Annotated in this window: 16 protein-coding genes and 1 riboswitch; of the genes, 12 read left to right on the plus strand and 4 right to left on the minus strand. The window is 52.3% G+C overall.

All coding sequences use genetic code 11. The features are described from left to right. Positions 1–72: 72 nt before the first annotated feature. Positions 73–651: an LON peptidase substrate-binding domain-containing protein gene (locus tag RNAN_RS15695; RefSeq protein WP_008223569.1), complete on the plus strand. Its 579-nt coding sequence runs from the start codon at positions 73–75 to the stop codon at positions 649–651. Here RNAN_RS15695 and RNAN_RS15700 read toward each other — a convergent pair. Continuing rightward, entirely contained in the window at positions 642–1052 is a 411-nt protein-coding gene (locus tag RNAN_RS15700; protein WP_008223571.1) for a DUF6841 family protein, read from the minus strand. The genes RNAN_RS15695 and RNAN_RS15700 overlap by 10 nt on opposite strands. A gap of 15 nt (positions 1053–1067) precedes the next feature. After that, the gene (gene queE, locus RNAN_RS15705; protein ID WP_008223574.1) at positions 1068–1733 is read right to left on the minus strand and encodes a 7-carboxy-7-deazaguanine synthase QueE; all 666 of its coding nucleotides are present in this window, start codon (positions 1731–1733) and stop codon (positions 1068–1070) included. Positions 1734–1837: 104 nt separating this feature from the next. Between queE and queC the strand changes: the two genes are divergently transcribed. Together queC and RNAN_RS15715 are read left to right on the plus strand one after the other, a co-directional pair. Further along, the gene (queC, locus tag RNAN_RS15710; RefSeq protein ID WP_008223575.1) at positions 1838–2494 is read left to right on the plus strand and encodes a 7-cyano-7-deazaguanine synthase QueC; all 657 of its coding nucleotides are present in this window, start codon (positions 1838–1840) and stop codon (positions 2492–2494) included. 107 nt (positions 2495–2601) lie between these two features. Further along, the gene (locus RNAN_RS15715) at positions 2602–3849 is read left to right on the plus strand and encodes a dicarboxylate/amino acid:cation symporter (protein WP_008223577.1); all 1248 of its coding nucleotides are present in this window, start codon (positions 2602–2604) and stop codon (positions 3847–3849) included. A gap of 51 nt (positions 3850–3900) precedes the next feature. Here the strand turns inward: RNAN_RS15715 and lysC are convergent, their stop codons facing one another. Both lysC and RNAN_RS15725 read right to left on the minus strand, forming a co-directional pair. After that, positions 3901–5253, minus strand: a complete 1353-nt coding sequence (gene lysC / locus RNAN_RS15720) for a lysine-sensitive aspartokinase 3 (protein ID WP_008223579.1) — start codon at positions 5251–5253, stop codon at positions 3901–3903. Between the two features lie 105 nt (positions 5254–5358). After that, a riboswitch (Lysine riboswitch) is annotated at positions 5359–5532 on the minus strand. A gap of 196 nt (positions 5533–5728) precedes the next feature. Next, complete coding sequence (locus RNAN_RS15725) at positions 5729–5998, minus strand: DUF3081 family protein (RefSeq protein WP_008223582.1); 270 nt, start codon at positions 5996–5998, stop codon at positions 5729–5731. An 85-nt stretch (positions 5999–6083) separates the two neighbouring features. Between RNAN_RS15725 and RNAN_RS15730 the strand changes: the two genes are divergently transcribed. The 9 genes from RNAN_RS15730 (at position 6084) to RNAN_RS15770 (ending at position 16806) form a co-directional block, all read left to right on the plus strand. Beyond that, on the plus strand, positions 6084–6686 hold the full coding sequence (locus RNAN_RS15730; RefSeq protein ID WP_008223585.1) for a hypothetical protein: 603 nt from the start codon (positions 6084–6086) through the stop codon (positions 6684–6686). A gap of 116 nt (positions 6687–6802) precedes the next feature. Beyond that, positions 6803–8512, plus strand: coding sequence for a M28 family metallopeptidase (locus tag RNAN_RS15735; protein WP_008223586.1), 1710 nt, complete (start codon positions 6803–6805; stop codon positions 8510–8512). A gap of 181 nt (positions 8513–8693) precedes the next feature. Next, entirely contained in the window at positions 8694–11270 is a 2577-nt protein-coding gene (locus RNAN_RS15740; protein ID WP_008223589.1) for an intermembrane phospholipid transport protein YdbH family protein, read from the plus strand. Further along, the gene (locus RNAN_RS15745; RefSeq protein ID WP_008223591.1) at positions 11267–11455 is read left to right on the plus strand and encodes a YnbE family lipoprotein; all 189 of its coding nucleotides are present in this window, start codon (positions 11267–11269) and stop codon (positions 11453–11455) included. Before RNAN_RS15740 ends, RNAN_RS15745 begins: the two co-directional genes overlap by 4 nt. Before the next feature lie 10 nt (positions 11456–11465). After that, complete coding sequence (locus RNAN_RS15750; protein ID WP_008223592.1) at positions 11466–11819, plus strand: YdbL family probable chaperone protein; 354 nt, start codon at positions 11466–11468, stop codon at positions 11817–11819. Positions 11820–11883: 64 nt separating this feature from the next. Next, on the plus strand, positions 11884–13761 hold the full coding sequence (locus tag RNAN_RS15755; RefSeq protein ID WP_008223594.1) for a tetratricopeptide repeat-containing diguanylate cyclase: 1878 nt from the start codon (positions 11884–11886) through the stop codon (positions 13759–13761). A gap of 95 nt (positions 13762–13856) precedes the next feature. Further along, positions 13857–15542: a carbon starvation CstA family protein gene (locus tag RNAN_RS15760; protein WP_008223596.1), complete on the plus strand. Its 1686-nt coding sequence runs from the start codon at positions 13857–13859 to the stop codon at positions 15540–15542. Beyond that, a complete protein-coding gene (locus RNAN_RS15765) occupies positions 15539–15811 on the plus strand; it encodes a cory-CC-star protein (RefSeq protein ID WP_008223598.1) in 273 nt (90 codons plus the stop codon). Before RNAN_RS15760 ends, RNAN_RS15765 begins: the two co-directional genes overlap by 4 nt. Next, positions 15802–16806: an ArsA family ATPase gene (locus RNAN_RS15770; protein ID WP_008223599.1), complete on the plus strand. Its 1005-nt coding sequence runs from the start codon at positions 15802–15804 to the stop codon at positions 16804–16806. Before RNAN_RS15765 ends, RNAN_RS15770 begins: the two co-directional genes overlap by 10 nt. The last annotated feature ends 235 nt before the right edge of the window (positions 16807–17041 follow it).

Here is a 17041-nt window from a genome sequence, read left to right on the forward strand (position 1 = left end):
CTCCTTTGCCGGCAAACCAGTGCCGGGGCCACTGCGTATAAAGCGCAACTATACAACGTTATTAGCAGTACCATGAAGCAACTGGCATTATTTGTGTTAAGCAGTTTTATTTTACCCGGCGGACGTATGCGCCTCAGGGTATTTGAACCCCGTTATGTGCGTCTGGTTAGCGAAGCCAGTGCCGGCAAGCGTGATTTTGCCATGGCGCAGATCAACCCTTATGTTGACCAGCAGCATCAGGATCGCATTTTGCCCTTGGCTACCCGGGTAAAAATTGAAGATTTTGAGCAACTAGACGATGGCTTACTGGGTATTACCATCGCCGGGGTAGAAAAGGTGCAGATCCTTAAGCGCTGGCAGGAAGCCGACAATCTGAATGTGGCTGAGGTCAATGTCTTGGATAGCTGGCCGTCACAAGCCGTTGCACCTGAATACCGTGAGTTAACCCTGCAGTTACAAAAGATATTGATGCAGTATCCGGCGCTGCAGCAACTATACCCCAATCCACAATACACCGATGCCGCCTGGGTGGCGTCACGTTATCTGGAGCTGTTACCGATGCAACCGGCGTTAAAACAGCAATTAGCGCTGCAAAGTAGCCCGGCGCCCTGCCTGGACAGCCTGCAGGCCTGGTTGGCACATCAGGCCTGAGTAGCAGTTACTCTGTGATAAGCCGCTTGCTCGTCGTCCAGAATAATGGCCACTACCTGCCAGACATCATGGCGTTTTTGTAAGGTGTAAGATGTGTGGCAGGTAAACAGCACACTGCCGCTTTGATCAAAAAAACGCCAGCAGAGGCTGGCAAACTGCAATTGCTCCGATAACCGTAGCTGATGCAGCAATACCGGCTCGGCATCAACCACGCCCAACTGACGGTATTTTTCCACCTGCGACAAAATATGGTTGTGCAGCGCGTCGTTATCCATCAACAGGGTTTTATTATCGCCTGATAACAACATGCTGGGCAGCGAGATAAAATCGCTAAAAGCGGCAATGTCTGCAGTCACATAGGCTTTGGCGTAACGCTGGAAGAAATCGGCAATACTTTGCATGCGGCTATCCTTAGTTCAACTGATACCGATGTATTTATGTACCTGCACGCTTAAGCGCCAGTTATGTTGCTTGCACATGGCAATCGCCAGCTCAGTGGCACGTTGCTGCTGGCTGATTGGCTGTAAGTAAATCAGCTTAGCTGCGGTATCAGTGTGTTGCAATAACTGCAACAGCTCATCAATATGCTTTTGCATTGCCACCGGGTGTTTAATTTCATTGGCTCTGTCGAGCGCACTTTGCAGCACTTTGTAGCCGCCAGCCATATTGACCTTAGGGGATACCGTAACCCAGGTTTGCGCCGGCGCTTTTATGTCAAAGGTGCCGCTGGTTTCAATTTGCGTACTGTAGCCGGCATTATGCAGCGCTTCGCACAACGGGTTTAAGTCGAACATACAGGGCTCACCGCCGGTAATCACCACATGCTTAGCCTGATAGCCTTTTGCTACAAACAACTGCAATAAATCGGCAGGCGTTACAGCCGCCCAATGCTCTGTCTCAGCGGTTTTTATGACGATATCGCCCAGGCTTTGCTTAAGCTCAGGTTTTATCTCCCAGGTATGTTTGGTATCACACCAGCTGCAGCCCACCGGGCAGCCCTGCAAGCGGATAAAAATCGCTGGCGCGCCGGTAAAGCTGCCCTCGCCCTGAATGGTTTCAAAAACCTCGTTAACCTTATACACGCTGTGCTTTACCCTTTAGCCTGTGGCTGAATTACTGTACAATGCGCGCCCGCCCAAAGGCGACGCTTTACCAATACGCTGCATTATACAAGAGAGAGCCTGCTATGCCGAACAAAGTTGTGGTGATTTACTCCGGTGGAATGGATTCGTTCACCGTATTACACAAAGCCGTGCAGGCAGGTCATGATGTATATGCCCTCTCATTCAATTATGGCCAGCGCCATGTGAAAGAGCTGCAATGCGCTGCCACCGTGTGCCAGCAGCTTGGCATTAAGCATAAAATTGTTGATATCTCGGCCATTAATCAGCTATTGGCGGGCTCGTCGCTAACAGATGATATTGATATCCCGGAAGGCCACTATGCGGCAGATAATATGAAATCGACCGTGGTGCCCAACCGCAACATGATTTTGCTGTCGCTGGCGGTCGGTTATGCGGTGTCAATTGGTGCTAACCAGGTGTATTACGGCGCCCATAGCGGCGATCACTTTATTTACCCGGATTGCCGGCCAGAATTTGTGCAAAAAATGCATGATGTCTGTCAGATAGCCAACTATGAGCCGGTGGATATCGTTAGCCCCTATTTGCAGCAAACCAAAATTGAAATCCTCGCCGATGGCCTGGCGATGGGGCTGGATTACAGCCAAACCTGGACCTGCTACAACGGCCGTGACAAAGCCTGCGGTAAATGCGGCTCTTGTCAGGAGCGGTTAGAAGCCTTTGCCCTTAACCACACCACCGATCCATTGCCGTACGAATAGCCTGACGCCTTGATCCAGACCTGCTGGTTATAACATATAGAAAAGCGGCCTTGTGGCCGCTTTTGTTGTCTCTATAATGTCGAAAACTTTCGCTGGAGCAAAAACTTATGTTGGCTTTTTGGTTTGCCATCCCTTTTTGGCAACGGGTATTAGGGGCATTGCTGCTGGGTGTGCTCACCGGCGTATTACTGGGTGAACAGGCCACAACATTAAAGCCGCTGGGCACCTTATTTATTAATGCCATCCGCATGCTGGTGGTGCCGCTGGTATTTTTTGCCCTGATTAGCAGCATTACCTCGCTGGCCGATACCGGTAAAATGCAGCGCCTGGCGTTTAAAACCATTGGTTTATTTTTACTTACCGCCCTGATTGCCAGCCTGATTGGCCTGACGGTAGGCTCGCTGATGCCGTGGGACAACGCCATGCAGTTAACCGCCGCTGAGGTAAAACCGCGTGATATCCCGCCGGTGGCCGATGTGCTGACCAACCTTATTCCGACTAACCCACTGGCCGCTATGGTTAATGGCAATATTCTGCAAATTATCGTATTTGCCGCTATCGTCGGCATCGCTATTAATAAAGTGGGCGACAAAGCGCTGCCGATGAAAAAGGTACTGCTATCGGGTGCCGATATTATGTTTCAGGTTACCCGTATGGTGCTGGAGCTTACGCCGCTGGGCGTATTTGGCTTAATGGCCTGGGCGGTCGGCAGCTATGGCCTGGCGACCTTGCTGCCGCTGGGGCAGTTTATTATCGCCGTTTATATTGGCTGCGCCATCCATATTCTGTTTACCTATGGCGGCCTGGTAAAACTGTTTGGTGGTATGCGTGTGCGCGACTACTTTAAAGCCATACTGCCGGCGCAGTTAGTGGCCTACAGCAGTGCCAGCAGTTACGGTACCCTGCCGGTAAGCCATAAGGTGGTTACCGAAAACCTGAAAGTATCAAAAGACTATGCCAGCTTTGTGCTGCCACTGGGCGCCACCATTAACATGGATGGCTGCGGCGGCATTTACCCGGCCATTGCAGCAATATTTATCGCTCAGTTATATGGTATTGATCTTAGCGCGCTGGATTATCTGTTAATCGCCGGCACCGCCACGCTGGCGTCAGTGGGCACCGCCGGTGTGCCCGGTACCGCTATGGTGATGCTCACCGTGACCTTAAGTGTGGTTGGCCTGCCGCTGGAAGGTATTGCCTTTATCGCCGCGGTAGACCGTATTATCGATATGATGCGCACCGCCACTAATGTGACAGGCGATACTATGGTGGCACTGGTGGTTGGCCGCGCTGAAGGTTTGGTTGACACCCAAGCTACAGCCGATGCTCAATTAGTTAATACGCCGCAGCGCTAGTTTCGCTGCGGCGCACTGCCATTATTTTGGTACATCAGGCGTTTTGCTAAATCAGGCTGCGCTAAACAGGTTTTGGTGCAGCTGTTTTACGACTGCCGGCGCATCGGCATCCTGCACTAAAAAGCACAGGTTATGTTTAGAGGCGCCATGGCAAATCAGCCGCATATTAATGCGCTCCAGCGTGTTAAATAAATCGCCGGTTACGCCTTTACTGCTGTGCAAATGGTTACCTATCACCGCCACCAAACTTAACCCCTGCTCAACGCTGACATCGCAAAAGCTGCGCAGCTCCGCCAGCGCCGGCTCTACCGAGGCACTAAAAGCACTGGTCATGCCGCCTTCATCCAGTGTCAGTGCCACACTAATCTCAGAGGTTGTGACTAAATCTACCGAAATCTGATGCCGGCTTAAGGTATCAAACACCCGGGTTAAAAAGCCGGCAGCGTGCAACATGGCCGGGCTTTTTACCGTAATCAGGGTTTGTGATTTTCTAAGTGCGATAGCCCGGTATGGCGGGCGCTCTTTGACGTCTTTGGCAATCCAGGTGCCGCCGGCTTGGGGCTCGCGGCTGGAGCCGACAAAGACGCCGATATTACGCCGCATGGCCGGTATTAACGTGGCTGGATGCAGCACTTTGGCGCCAAAAGTCGCCATTTCAGCCGCTTCATCAAAGCTTATTTCTTTAATGCAGCGGGCCTGCTCGGTTAAACGCGGATCGGTGGTAAAAATACCGACCACATCGGTCCAGATTTGCACCACACTGGCGGCCAGCGCTTCGCCAAATAAGGCGGCGCTGTAATCGGAGCCCCCGCGGCCCAACGTAGTGGTTTGGCCGGCATCATCGGCGCCAATAAAGCCTTGTGTCACCACTATGTTGTCCGCCAACAGCGGCTGCAGCTGCAGCGCCGCTAACTGGCTAATTTGGCCAACTTGCGGCTCGCCTTTGCCAAAACGGCTGTCGGTACGCATGACACGGCGCGCATCAAAACATAACCCCGGCGCACCGCGTTCACGCAGTACCTGGGCAAACAGCACCGAGCTTAGCCGCTCGCCAAAGCTTTGAATTTCATCTTTGTGCACGCCGCTGTACACAGCGCCGCCCTGCTCAATCAGATCTTTAAGTGCGCCCAGCAGGGCATCAATATCGGCCGCGACCTGTTGTGGTTGCGCCAAGCGGTGCAATACCGCCAGCGTAATACGCTCGATGCCCTGATAACAGGCGTAGCGTTCGCTGATGTCGGTATGTTTGGTGATATCAACTAATAAGTTAGTCACGCCAGAGCTGGCGCTGACGACAACCAAGCGGATCGCCGGGTCGTTAAGGACAATGTCGGCACAGCGCGACATCGCATCGAAATCGGCCACACTGGTGCCGCCAAACTTCGCAACAATAAGCTTAGACAAGGGGTCTCTCCTTATAAAACATAATAAGCAGAGCATGGCATTTGCTAACAGCAAAACGAGAATGACACAGACAGCTTCTGTAATTTCTGTACACTGTAGTTAACAAAGGCCAGAAGCTCTCCACCGCAATTTCAGGTGACAGTCGTAAGGATTCAGCCTTAACGACCGGGATACGCCGCTCTATATCAGCGCCTCCCTCGGCGTTAGTCCCCCTCGTTCAGGCTACGATGTATAGACATCTGTCCTGAACTACCTGGCTAACGCACCTCTTCTGGTCTATCAGATTCGATTGACGGGCGACACCTTACCCTGTTTTACCGCCTCAGGCAATAGCCTTTTAGCCGTCTAAACAAAGTTTCTGCATTGCCGCCACTGTTGCGTCTGCCAGCGCTTATGTATTGCCGCTTATGGTATCGCGTTAACCTGAACAAATCCTTAGCCGGCGTAAAATAATTTAAGCTGCACTGACAATACATTAATAGTTGCGGTTAATTTTCTTTAATTGGCTGACAAACTCATCCATGTCGGCTTCATTTTTGGCATCGCTATGCCATTTATTATGAAAACCTAATGTCAGCTGCACCTTGTTATTACTCAGGTACACCTCATAGCCATCAAAACCGGCATTCACCGTAATGCCATCAAGCGTAAAGCCGGCACCCAATTCGTTGTTAATCGCTGTGCCGTGTTTTTCAACTTTGCCATATACGCTTAATAAGAATTTACCATCAAGTTCATTTTGCATCTGTCATCTCCGCCTTAAATGCTGTGGTCGTTTGCAGTAACTACGGCCTAAAGGTATAGTCCGGCTGTGTTAAAAGGAGAAATATATGCACAAAAGCCTAATTACAACCGCTATTGCCCTGACATTTTCTACCGCGACCAATGCCACTGTTATTCAGGATGCGCCACTGGTGTCTATCGCCAGTCACGATGCTTACTTTGACAACCTGCGCGCCCATTGCGGTAAAGCCTATGAAGGCAAAGTCGTGATGGACACCCCCAAAAGCCCTGGCTTTGAAGGCAGATTAGTCATGCATGTACGTAACTGTACAGACAACCAATTGCAAATCCCCTTCCATGTCGGCGACGATCACTCGCGCACCTGGATCCTTAGCAAAACCGGCTCTGGTTTAAGCTTAAAACACGACCACCGCAAGCCCGATGGCAACCATGATGTGTCGACCATGTACGGCGGCCACACTGTCGATGCCGGCTGGCCGACAGTGCAAAGCTTTCCGGCTGATCAATACTCTAAAGAGCTGTTTGTCCGCTTAGGTAACCCGCAATCGAACACTAACATCTGGCAAATGTACATTTACCCGCAAACCTTTAGTTACCGTTTAATTCGCGAAGGCCGCGAGTTTCGCGTTGATTTCGATTTAACCAAACCGGTCGCTTTACCCCCTACGCCCTGGGGCTATCAAGACTAATTGCGCTTAAGCCGCGACTGCAGCGCTGGTCGCTGCTTTTTTCTTACGTTAAGATAAAACGCTTTTACATGCCGCGTCCGGCGTGGCTAATAACAATAACACATCACGGAGTCACTATGATTACCCTATCCAGGTTCACGCAGCTGGCGGCGGCCGCCACTGCCCTTACCCTGTTGGGCGCCTGCTCTGAGCAGCCGGCCGACATTAAAACCGGCGATAGCCAGCCAGGCACAACAGCGCCTGTTACTGCTGAGTTTAGCTTACCTGTGGTAAACCCACGTTTGGGCGAATATATTAAAACCTTATCGTCTGACGAATTTCAGGGCCGCGCACCGGCCACCAAAGGCGAAGAACTGACCGTTGCCTTTTTAGAAGATAACTTTCGCCGTATTGGCTTAAAACCTATTGATGGCGACAGCTACAAACAGCCGGTATCACTGGTACAAATTGATCCGGTGCAAGTCTCCGCGATGACATTAACAGGCGATAGCCTGCCAGCGCAGTTTACCTATCGTGATGATATGACTGCCTGGACCACCCGCGTAACAGAGCAAGTGCAACTGACTGACAGCGAGATGGTGTTTGTTGGCTATGGTATCGTTGCACCCGAATACGGCTGGAATGACTACGAAGGCCTGGACGTAAAAGGCAAAACCGTGGTGATGTTTGTTAACGATCCGGGTTATGCCACCCAAGACCCTAATTTGTTTAATGGCAACGCCATGACCTATTACGGCCGCTGGACTTATAAATTTGAAGAAGCGGCACGTCAGGGTGCCGCCATGGCGCTGATTATCCATGAAACCGCTGCTGCCAGTTACGGCTGGGGTGTGGTCGCGCATGGCTCGCCGATTAAATTTGATTTAATCAACGAAAATAAAAACATGGACCGCGCCGAAATTGAGGGCTGGATCACCACCGAGTCAGCGGAAAAACTGTTTGCCAATATCGGCACCGATTTAGCCGCTATGCATAAAAAAGCACTGCAAAAAGACTTTGCGCCGGTGCCACTTAATGCCAAGGCGTCTGTCAGCGTAAAAAACAACCTGCGCGAGCTCACTTCCAGCAATGTGGTCGGTTATATCGAAGGCAGTAAATATCCTGACGAATATGTATTGTACATGGCGCACTGGGATCATCTGGGTATGGATTTTTCTAACCCGGATAACAAAGTGTTTAACGGTGCCCAGGACAACGCCTCGGGCACAGGTGGCTTACTGGCACTGGCCGAGTATTTTACCCAACAGGCGCAGCCTGAGCGCTCAGTGGTATTTGTTGCTGTGACCGCCGAAGAGCGTGGCTTATTGGGCTCAGCCTGGTATGCCGCTAACCCGGTATTTCCGCTGGAGAAAACCGTTGTGGGCATCAATATGGACGTGATGAACGTGTACGGCCCAATGAAAGATATGGTGATCGTCGGCCTTGGCAATAACAATGCGGAAGATATTTTAACTAAATACACCCAGCAGCAAGGCCGCTATGTGGTGCGTGAGCACAACCCGGAAGCCGGTATTGCCTACCGTTCAGATCACTTTAACTTATCGAAAAAAGGCGTGCCTATTTTATACGCCAAAGGCGGTAACGACCATTTCGAAAAAGGCGCCGACTGGGGTAAAGCACAGCGCGCGGAATACAACAGCTGCTGCTACCACAAAGTGGGCGATGAGTGGAGCGACGACTGGGACTTGCGCGGCGCGCAGCAAGATTTAATGCTGTATTATCAGGTAGGTAATGAGCTGGCCAACAGCCGCAGCTGGCCAAACTGGCACGAAGGCAACGAGTTTCGTGCCATCCGCGATGCGTCATCGGCAGCACGCAAGCAATAAGCCAGCTATAAACTGAGTCAGGGCAGCTTCGGCTGCCCTTTTTCTTACCTCCAGCGACTTAACAGCATTAGCGCACCGATGGCTAATGCCACAGCAGGCAAAACCGGCACAACGTGATATATTCATTGCCTATTCAGACACTTCGGTCTAATGTCGCCGCATAGCATTAAGGGATAACATTATGCGCCGCTGGCAAAAAGCGTTACTTATTGCTCTGGCTATCTTGCTGCTGGTACTGGCAGTGGCGTATCGCTATGTGCAAAAAACACTGGCGGCACTGCCTGTGCAGCAATTGCACTATCAGCTAAGCAGCCTGGGTTTGCATGGGCTTACGCTTAGCAACCTCAGCTTTGTCATGGACGAGCCTGCTCTACAGGTCACGCTGGATAAACTCAGCCTGAGCTGGCGCTTTAGCGATGTCAAACTCACCACAGTGCAGCTCTCGGGCGGTGATATTAGGCTAAAAACCTGGCCGGTATCTGATAGCACAAACGCTGCTCCAACAGCAGATGCCAGCTTTGTACAAAGCTGGCAGTTACCCGCCGCCTGGCCGGATACGATCCAGCTGGAAAAACTTAACGTCACTCTGCCCTGCGCTGCCGGATCTTGCCGCTATCAACTGAGTGGCCAAAGCCGTGTTAATGAGAGCACGCTTGATTATCAGCTACAGCTGACCGATGCCGATAGCCCACAGCAACCCCGGTTAAGCCTTAGCGGCAGCTATAGCAGTGAGCAGCAATTACCGCAGCTTAGCGCCCGCGTGCAGCTGGATGACAGCGCCACACTCACACTGCGCCAGCAGGTCAGCACCCAAGAGCAAATAGACACACAAAAGAGTGCAGAGTTAGCCATTGATGGCGCATTATCGCTGCAAATAGCTCCGCCCTCGCCCTGGCTGCGTCAGCAACTTGAGCTTTGGCAACTGCCGCTGCCCGACGATGCGCTTAAGCATTTTACCGCACCGGTATCAGTGCAAAGCCAATGGCAATTTGCCCTGCCGGCACAACAGGGTTTAGCGGCACTGGTTAGCGCCGCCAGTGGTCATTGGCAGCTACAGGCACATCTGCCCAGCCCTTTTGCTGTACCGGGTATCGGCTTGCTGCAAGGCGAGCTGACAGGCGCAGTCGCCATCACACAAGGCGAGCTAAGCCAATATCAGCTTGAGGCCAACCTTAACCTGACGGAGCCATTGCTGCCGCAGGCGCTGTCGCAACTGGGCCTTGATAGCGGCAACCTGACTTTGCGAATAAACAGTGAAGGCGCGGCACAGCTTACTGCGCTACCGCTGCAATTTAGCCTAACCAGCGGGGGCCCGACGCAGCTGAGCTTAACCGCGAGCGCCAACCTTAATGCCACCCCACCGTTTAGCGCCAGCCTACAAAACGCTAACCTGATGGTTAACCAGCCACTGCTGCACAGCGACAGGCTGCAACTTAACGCTGTGCAGCTGCAAAGCCGCTTTAATGCGTACTGGCTTGCTGACAGCTGGCAGCTGGATTTAGAGCAGTTAACCGCCAACGTCGCCAGCGCCGGCTTGCAAGATGCGCAGATCCAACAACTTCGTTTAATTAGCAGCAACAGCCGGCTTAGCGGCGATGCAGCCTTTAGCAACGTTAACCTTTCGGCGAAAGCTGAGCTTGCTGCTGACAGCCTTGTGCACAGCGCCGTTAAACCGTTAGCCTGGCAGTGGCAACTGAGTGCCGATGGCAAGCTAAGCGAATTGGCCATTAATGGCCGTATAAGCAACAGCGCAGGGCTTGGCGTGGCACATCAGCTAAAGCATACCCCCAATGCCACCAAGGTTAACTGGCAGCTGGACGAGCTGTTTTTACTGGCTGGCAATCCGCTGGCCGCCACCCTTAACGATTGGCCAGCCCTGCTTGAGCTTAACCGTGGCCGTTTAAGTGGCCATGGCAGTGCCCTGTTGGCGGCACAAACGGCGGCCCAGGCGGAGCTGACATTATCCGGTGTCAGCGGCATTTACGATCGCAGCTTGTTTAAAGACGCCAGCGCTACTTTTGTCGCCAATTATCAGGACGATAAGCTCACCGTCAGTACCGAGCAAAGCCGTATTGGCGAGATAAACCACGGTATTATTGCCGGCCCGCTGCTGCTATCGGCAAGCTATCAGGCTGGCGCCGATGCGTTAAGCGCCGGCACGCTGGATATCCGTCAGCTGCAGCTGGCACTGATGGGCGGCAGTGTCTCGCTACAACCGCAGCAACTTAAGCTTGCTGACAACGAGCAGCTGTTGCAACTGGAGCTAAAGCAGCTGGCGTTAAGTCAGTTACTGCAGCAACACCCCAGCACCGATGTCAGCGGCAGCGGCAGTTTATCCGGCCGTATTCCGCTGTTGTTAAGCAGCAAAGGCGCCAGTGTGCAGCAAGGCGTTATTGCGGCAGAAAGCCCGGGCGGCCAATTGCAATACCGGCCGGCCACAGCACAAAGTATGGCAGCGACAAATCCGGGCATGAAACTGGTACTCGAAGCGCTGGATGATTTTCACTACTCAGTGTTATCCAGTAATGTCAGCTACGACACTAGCGGTAAACTGCTGCTGGCATTACAGTTACAGGGTAAAAACCCGGCATTGGAACAAGGCCGGCCCATTAACCTAAACATTAATCTGGAAGAAGATATTCCTGCGCTTATCACCAGTTTGCAGTTAAGCAGCCAGATAAGTGACGTGATTAAAAAGCGGGTGCAACAGAAACTACAACAGTCTGGCGCCAAAGGCGCTAACGGAGCAAAACCATGATAAAACCCCTGGGCAGCGCAGCCGTGCTTATGCTGTTACTGGCCGCCTGTACCCCCAAGGTGCAGGTCGCTATGCCAGCTGAGCCGATTAACATTAACCTGAATGTAAAAATTCAGCATGAAATTTATATTAAAGTAGATAAACAACTCGACGAGCTGTTTAGCGACGACAGCGGTTTATTTTAAGGAGTGACTTATGAAATTAAGCAATAAAATTAAGCTGTTGCTACTGCCTGTGCTGTTTGCAATCAGCCTGCCGGTACTGGCAATGACCTTACAGCAAGCGATGGCCGCATTGGGTAATGCCAAAGCGCGGGGCCTGGTGGGCGAGCAAGCCAATGGCTATCTGGGCGTGGTGCAAAACAGCAACGACGCTGCCGACATTGTCAAACTGATTAACGATGCCCGCCGCGCTGAATATGCCCGCTTAGCCCAGCAAAACAATATTGCCGTGGCCGATGTTGAAGCCATGGCCGGTAAAAAAGCCATAGAGCGCACCAGCGCCGGCCATTTTATTTTGCTCGACGGCAACTGGGTAAAAAAACCCTAATTCAGTCAGCAGGGTATAAAGCACCCTGCTAGGCTTTGCGATAGAAGGTTGAAAAGGGCTTATTATGGCGCTTCGGCATTACTGTGCAGCATGGTTAGTTAGCGTTAGCAGCATGGCGCTGGCACAGAGTGAACAATTTGACGAGCTGGTGCGGCAAATTGAAAGTGGCGAGCGTTACTTCTTTAGTATTACCGATTACAAAACGGCGCTGACAGAGCTGCAACGTGCGCTGCCCGCCGTCGATACCGAGCGCAGCCAGATGTTCGACCGGTTAAAGTGCACGCTGGGCTTTTATGATCAACCCGAAGCGGGCCTTAGCTTTAGCGATGAAAAAATGGCCGCGGCCAGAGCGCGGGGCGACAGTGAGGCACTGGCCGATTATTATGTCTGCCGCTATTACCTGTTTAGCTTGCTTGGGCGCTCTGCTGAAGCGGAGCAACAAGCCAGGCTAAGTTATCAGGCTGCCAGCGACAGCGAAGACCCGCTGAGTTTGGCCATTAGCCTGAGCCTGCTGGGGAATATTGACTCTTATCGTGGCAATTATGCTGATGCCATGCAGCACTATGTTACTGCCTATCAGCTGCAACGCGGTTTGGGCTATAAACCCTATATCAGCGATTTGGTGTTATCGATAGCGGCAACCTACCGTCGCATGGGCTTATACCGCGATGCACTGGACTACATTGACCAGGCTGAACTGGAGTTTTCCTCGCCGGATGAGGCCTTTCGCGCTGCGCTGATTATGCACGAAAAAGCCTACTCTTACGCTGAACTTGGCGACTATCAGCAGGCGCTAAGCCTGTTTGAGCAATCTATAGCAGTGTATCAACAGTTAGACGAACCGCTGTGGCAAAGTTATAGCAAAGTGAATCTGGTGTGGATTTACAATCTGCTTAAGCGTTACGACGAGGCGCTAAGTGTCGCCAGCGACGCCGAGCGGGAACTTAACCAGCTAAACGGCGTTGATTTATCGGCGCTTAACAGCTACAAAGGGCTGTTAGCGCTGTACCGGGCACAAAGCCTGACCGCAACGGCGCGCGCCAGCCAGGCTATACAATACCTGCATGATGCCGAACGTTATCTGCAAATAGAAGCAAACCCGCGTTATTTATTATTACTTTACCGCGCTAAAGCCCTCGCCTACGATGCCAATGGTGATAGCGACACGGCCTATCAATGGCTAAGCCGCTATGTGGAACTGGACCAACAGCAACAGCAACAGGCCCGTGAGCAACAAAGCCAACTGTTGAAAATTCAATTTGACTCGGCGCGCCAGCAAGAGCGCAATCAGCAACTGGCAGCAGAAAAACAGCTGGTGCAGCAACATGTGGCATCACTGCAACTGGCGCAGCGCTGGCAGTATGCCGCCCTTAGCCTGATAGCCTTGCTGCTGGTAATTTTATTCAGCTTTGCCGTGTCATTAAAACGGCGTAACCGTAAATTGCACCGGCTGGCGATGACTGACGAGCTTACCGGTATCGCTAACCGGCGGCGCATTATGATGCAGGCCGAGCAAGAGCGCGTCAAAGCGCTGGATACCAGCGAGCCGCTCAGTTTTTTAATTGTCGATTTAGACCACTTTAAGCAAGTTAATGATAAATATGGCCATGATGTTGGCGATACCGTGCTGCAGCAAATGAGCATGACGGTGTCTTCCATGCTGCGCGAGCAAGACCACTTTGGCCGCACCGGCGGCGAGGAGTTTTTAATTGTGCTGCCCGACACCGACAGCGAAGCGGCTTTTGCTATAGCCGAGCGGCTGCGGCGGGCCATCAGCGACATCAGCTTTGCCGACACGCCAGGCAAGATGCGGGTGACGTGCAGTATAGGGCTTAGCCAGTTCAGGCCCGATGAGCCGTTAAATATCAGTTTAAGCCGCGCCGATGATGCACTATACCAGGCCAAAGCAGCCGGGCGCGACCAAACAATAGGCGCGGCCTAACCCGACTTTGGTCTAATAGCCGCCCGCCTCACCTTTTTGTACTATGCTTGGCTGACCCTAACCACAATAAAATCAACCGCAACTGAGGCTAAAAGATGAATGCCATTTTTCTGATGTTGATGGGGCTTGGTGCCATGGCGCTGGGCTACTTCGTCTACTCCAAGTTTATCTGCGAAAAAATCTTTAAAGTTGACCCTAACTTTAGAACGCCGGCGCATGAAATGCAGGACGGCATCGACTATGTGCCTACCAACAAGTATATTTTATGGGGCCATCACTTTACCTCTGTTGCCGGTGCAGCGCCTATTATCGGCCCTGCCATAGCAGTAATTTGGGGCTGGGTACCGGCTTTTTTATGGGTCGTATTTGGTACTATTTTCTTTGCCGGTGTGCATGATGCTGGCGCCATCTGGGCCAGCAGCCGCAATAAAGCCAAATCTATCGGCGCCTTAACCGGTGATATCGTTGGCAACCGCGCCCGCAGCATCTTTATGATCGTCATTTTCCTGGTGCTATTAATGGTAAACGCGGTGTTTGCCGTGGTGATTGCCGGCCAGTTAATTAATTTCCCCAGTGCCACCATACCAGTGTGGGGCGCTATCGTGGTGGCGCTGATTATCGGCCAGCTTATTTACCGTAAAAACATGGGCCTGCTGCTGGTGACTATCGTAGGTGTTATTGCGCTGTACGGCATGATCTACATTGGCCCTATGCTGCCAATTTCACTGCCGGAGATGGTTGGCCCGCTAAGCGATAACCAAAGCTGGATCATTCTGCTGTTTGTTTATGCGGCTATTGCCTCGTTACTGCCGGTGTGGATGCTGCTGCAACCGCGTGACTACATTAACGGTATTCAGCTGTTTATCGGCCTGGGGCTATTGTACGGCGCGGTTATTCTGGCCAGCCCTGATGTGGTGGCACCTGCCTTTAATACTGACGTGCCGGAAGGGACACCGTCACTGATCCCGCTGCTGTTTGTGACCATTGCCTGTGGTGCGATCTCGGGCTTCCACGGTCTGGTATCAAGCGGTACTACCTCTAAGCAAATTGATAAAGAGCCGGATGTGCGTTTTGTCGGTTACTTTGGTGCAGTAGGTGAAGGGTCACTGGCACTGGCAGCCATTATTGCTGCTACCGCCGGTTTTGCCACCCTGGCCGACTGGCAGGCGATTTACCACAGCTTTGGTCAGGGCGGTGTGTCGGCCTTTATTAAAGGCGGCGCCAATATTCTGCAAAATGGTATTGGCTTAGACACGGTGTTATCACAAACCCTGCTCACGGTAATGGTGGTGCTGTTTGCCGGCACCACTATGGACACCGGCCTGCGTCTGCAGCGCTATATCTTCCAGGAATGGGGCAGCATTTATAACATCAACTGGATGCAAAAAGCGGCACCAGCCACCTTCTTGGCGGTAGGTTCTTGCTTACTGCTGGCCTTTGGTGCCGGTGGCGATGGCTCTGGCGGTTTACTGATTTGGCCACTGTTTGGTACCACTAACCAGTTGCTGGCAGGCTTAACCTTGTTGGTCATTACCGTAATGCTGGTAAAACTGGGCCGGCCAATGTGGTACACGCTGGGGCCGTTGATGTTCCTGCTTACCATGACCACACTGGGCTTATTAATTCAGCTGAAAAGCTTCTATGAGAAAGGTGACTGGTTCCTGTTTACGCTGGACTTAATTATCCTGGTCGCGGCCGTGCTGGTTATTCTGGAGTCGAGCTCAGCGCTGACCAAACAGATTAAAGCCAACAAAGCGGAAGCCGCCTCGCAAAACACATGAGTTTAGATAAATTCAAGGCCTGGTTCCGCCAGGCCAGTTTTTATGCCGAAGAAGCTTATAACGCGCCCTATCGCAGTGCGATAGCGCGTGCCAAACGTGAGCAGGATGATTTATTTATGCTGCTCATTTTCTCTGAAATGATGGGTGTGCCCAACCCTGCCAGTTATTACACGCTGGAGCTGCAACCCTTGCTATTGGAGCGCTTTCACGACTGGCATACCCGTATGGGCATGGAACACTCGCCGCTGGACAATATTAAATGCTGTTAACTGATAAACGCGTGCTGCTGATTGGCGGCAAAGGTGGCGTGGGTAAAACCACCACCTCATCGGCATTGGCAGTTCTGGCCGCCGAGCGCGGTAAAAAGGTGCTGCTGGTGTCGACCGATCCGGCGCACAGTTTAGCCGATGCCTTTGACCGTGACATTGGCGACAACATTACCCGCTTAGCGCCGAATTTAGATGGTTTAGAGCTCGACCCCGACCGCGAGGTAGAGCAGCATCTGGCTAAAGTCACCGCCCAGCTAAAGCGCTTTACCCGGCCGGAAATGTTTGGCGAAATAGAGCGGCAAATGCGCTTAACCCGCCAGTCACCCGGCGCACAGGAAGCGGCGATGCTCGAGCGTATTGCTAATGTTATCGAGCTTGGCCTTAACGAGTACGATCTGGTTATTTTCGACACCGCGCCCACCGGCCATACCCTGCGCCTGCTCAGCCTGCCTGAAGCGATGGCCGCCTGGACCCAGGGTTTATTAAACGCCAATAAGCGCTCAGAGAAGTTAGGCGATGTATTGGGCCACTTAACGCCCAAAGCCGGCCGCGATATCGACAGCCCATTGGACGACCCGAATCAGCATGCCACCGCCGGCATGGATGATCGCAACAAAGCCATCACTGAAACCTTATTAGCGCGCCAACGCTTGCTGCAACGCACCCGCGAGGTATTAACCGATGCCAGCCGCACTGCCCTGCTGTTTGTGTTAACGCCAGAAAAGCTGCCAATCTTAGAAACCGGCCGTGCGGTGCAAAGCTTACAGCAAGAAAAGCTGCCACTGGCCGGCCTGGTGGTAAACCGCATTTTGCCCGACAGCGCCGACGGTGATTTTCTCGCCGCCAGACGCGCGCAGGAAAAGGTGCATTTAGCCCAGATAGAGCAGGATTTTGCCAGGCTGTCACGCTATAAAGTACCGCTGCAAGCCACAGATATTCAAGGGCTTAGCGCACTGCAGCATATGGCGGAGTTGCTTAAGCAAGCCGGTTTATAGCGGACAAGTGTGAGCGAATCGCGGACGTTAACACAGCCATAATCGGCAGCCGGAGCATAGCGTAGGCCGCCCGGCGCCGATAGGCGCGAAGTTGATGGCTTTGTTAAGCATTTTGGTCAAATTTAACCGGCTCTTTACTTAGCTGGCGAATTACTACGGTGCCTGCCAACTTGTCGTGAAAACCTTGTTTTCGCGGTAGTGTTCAAAATTCTGTGTCATTTCATTAAACTAAGCG

Origin of the sequence: Rheinheimera nanhaiensis E407-8, assembly GCF_000296695.1 — a bacterium.
In the GTDB taxonomy this organism is placed as follows: domain Bacteria; phylum Pseudomonadota; class Gammaproteobacteria; order Enterobacterales; family Alteromonadaceae; genus Alishewanella; species Alishewanella nanhaiensis.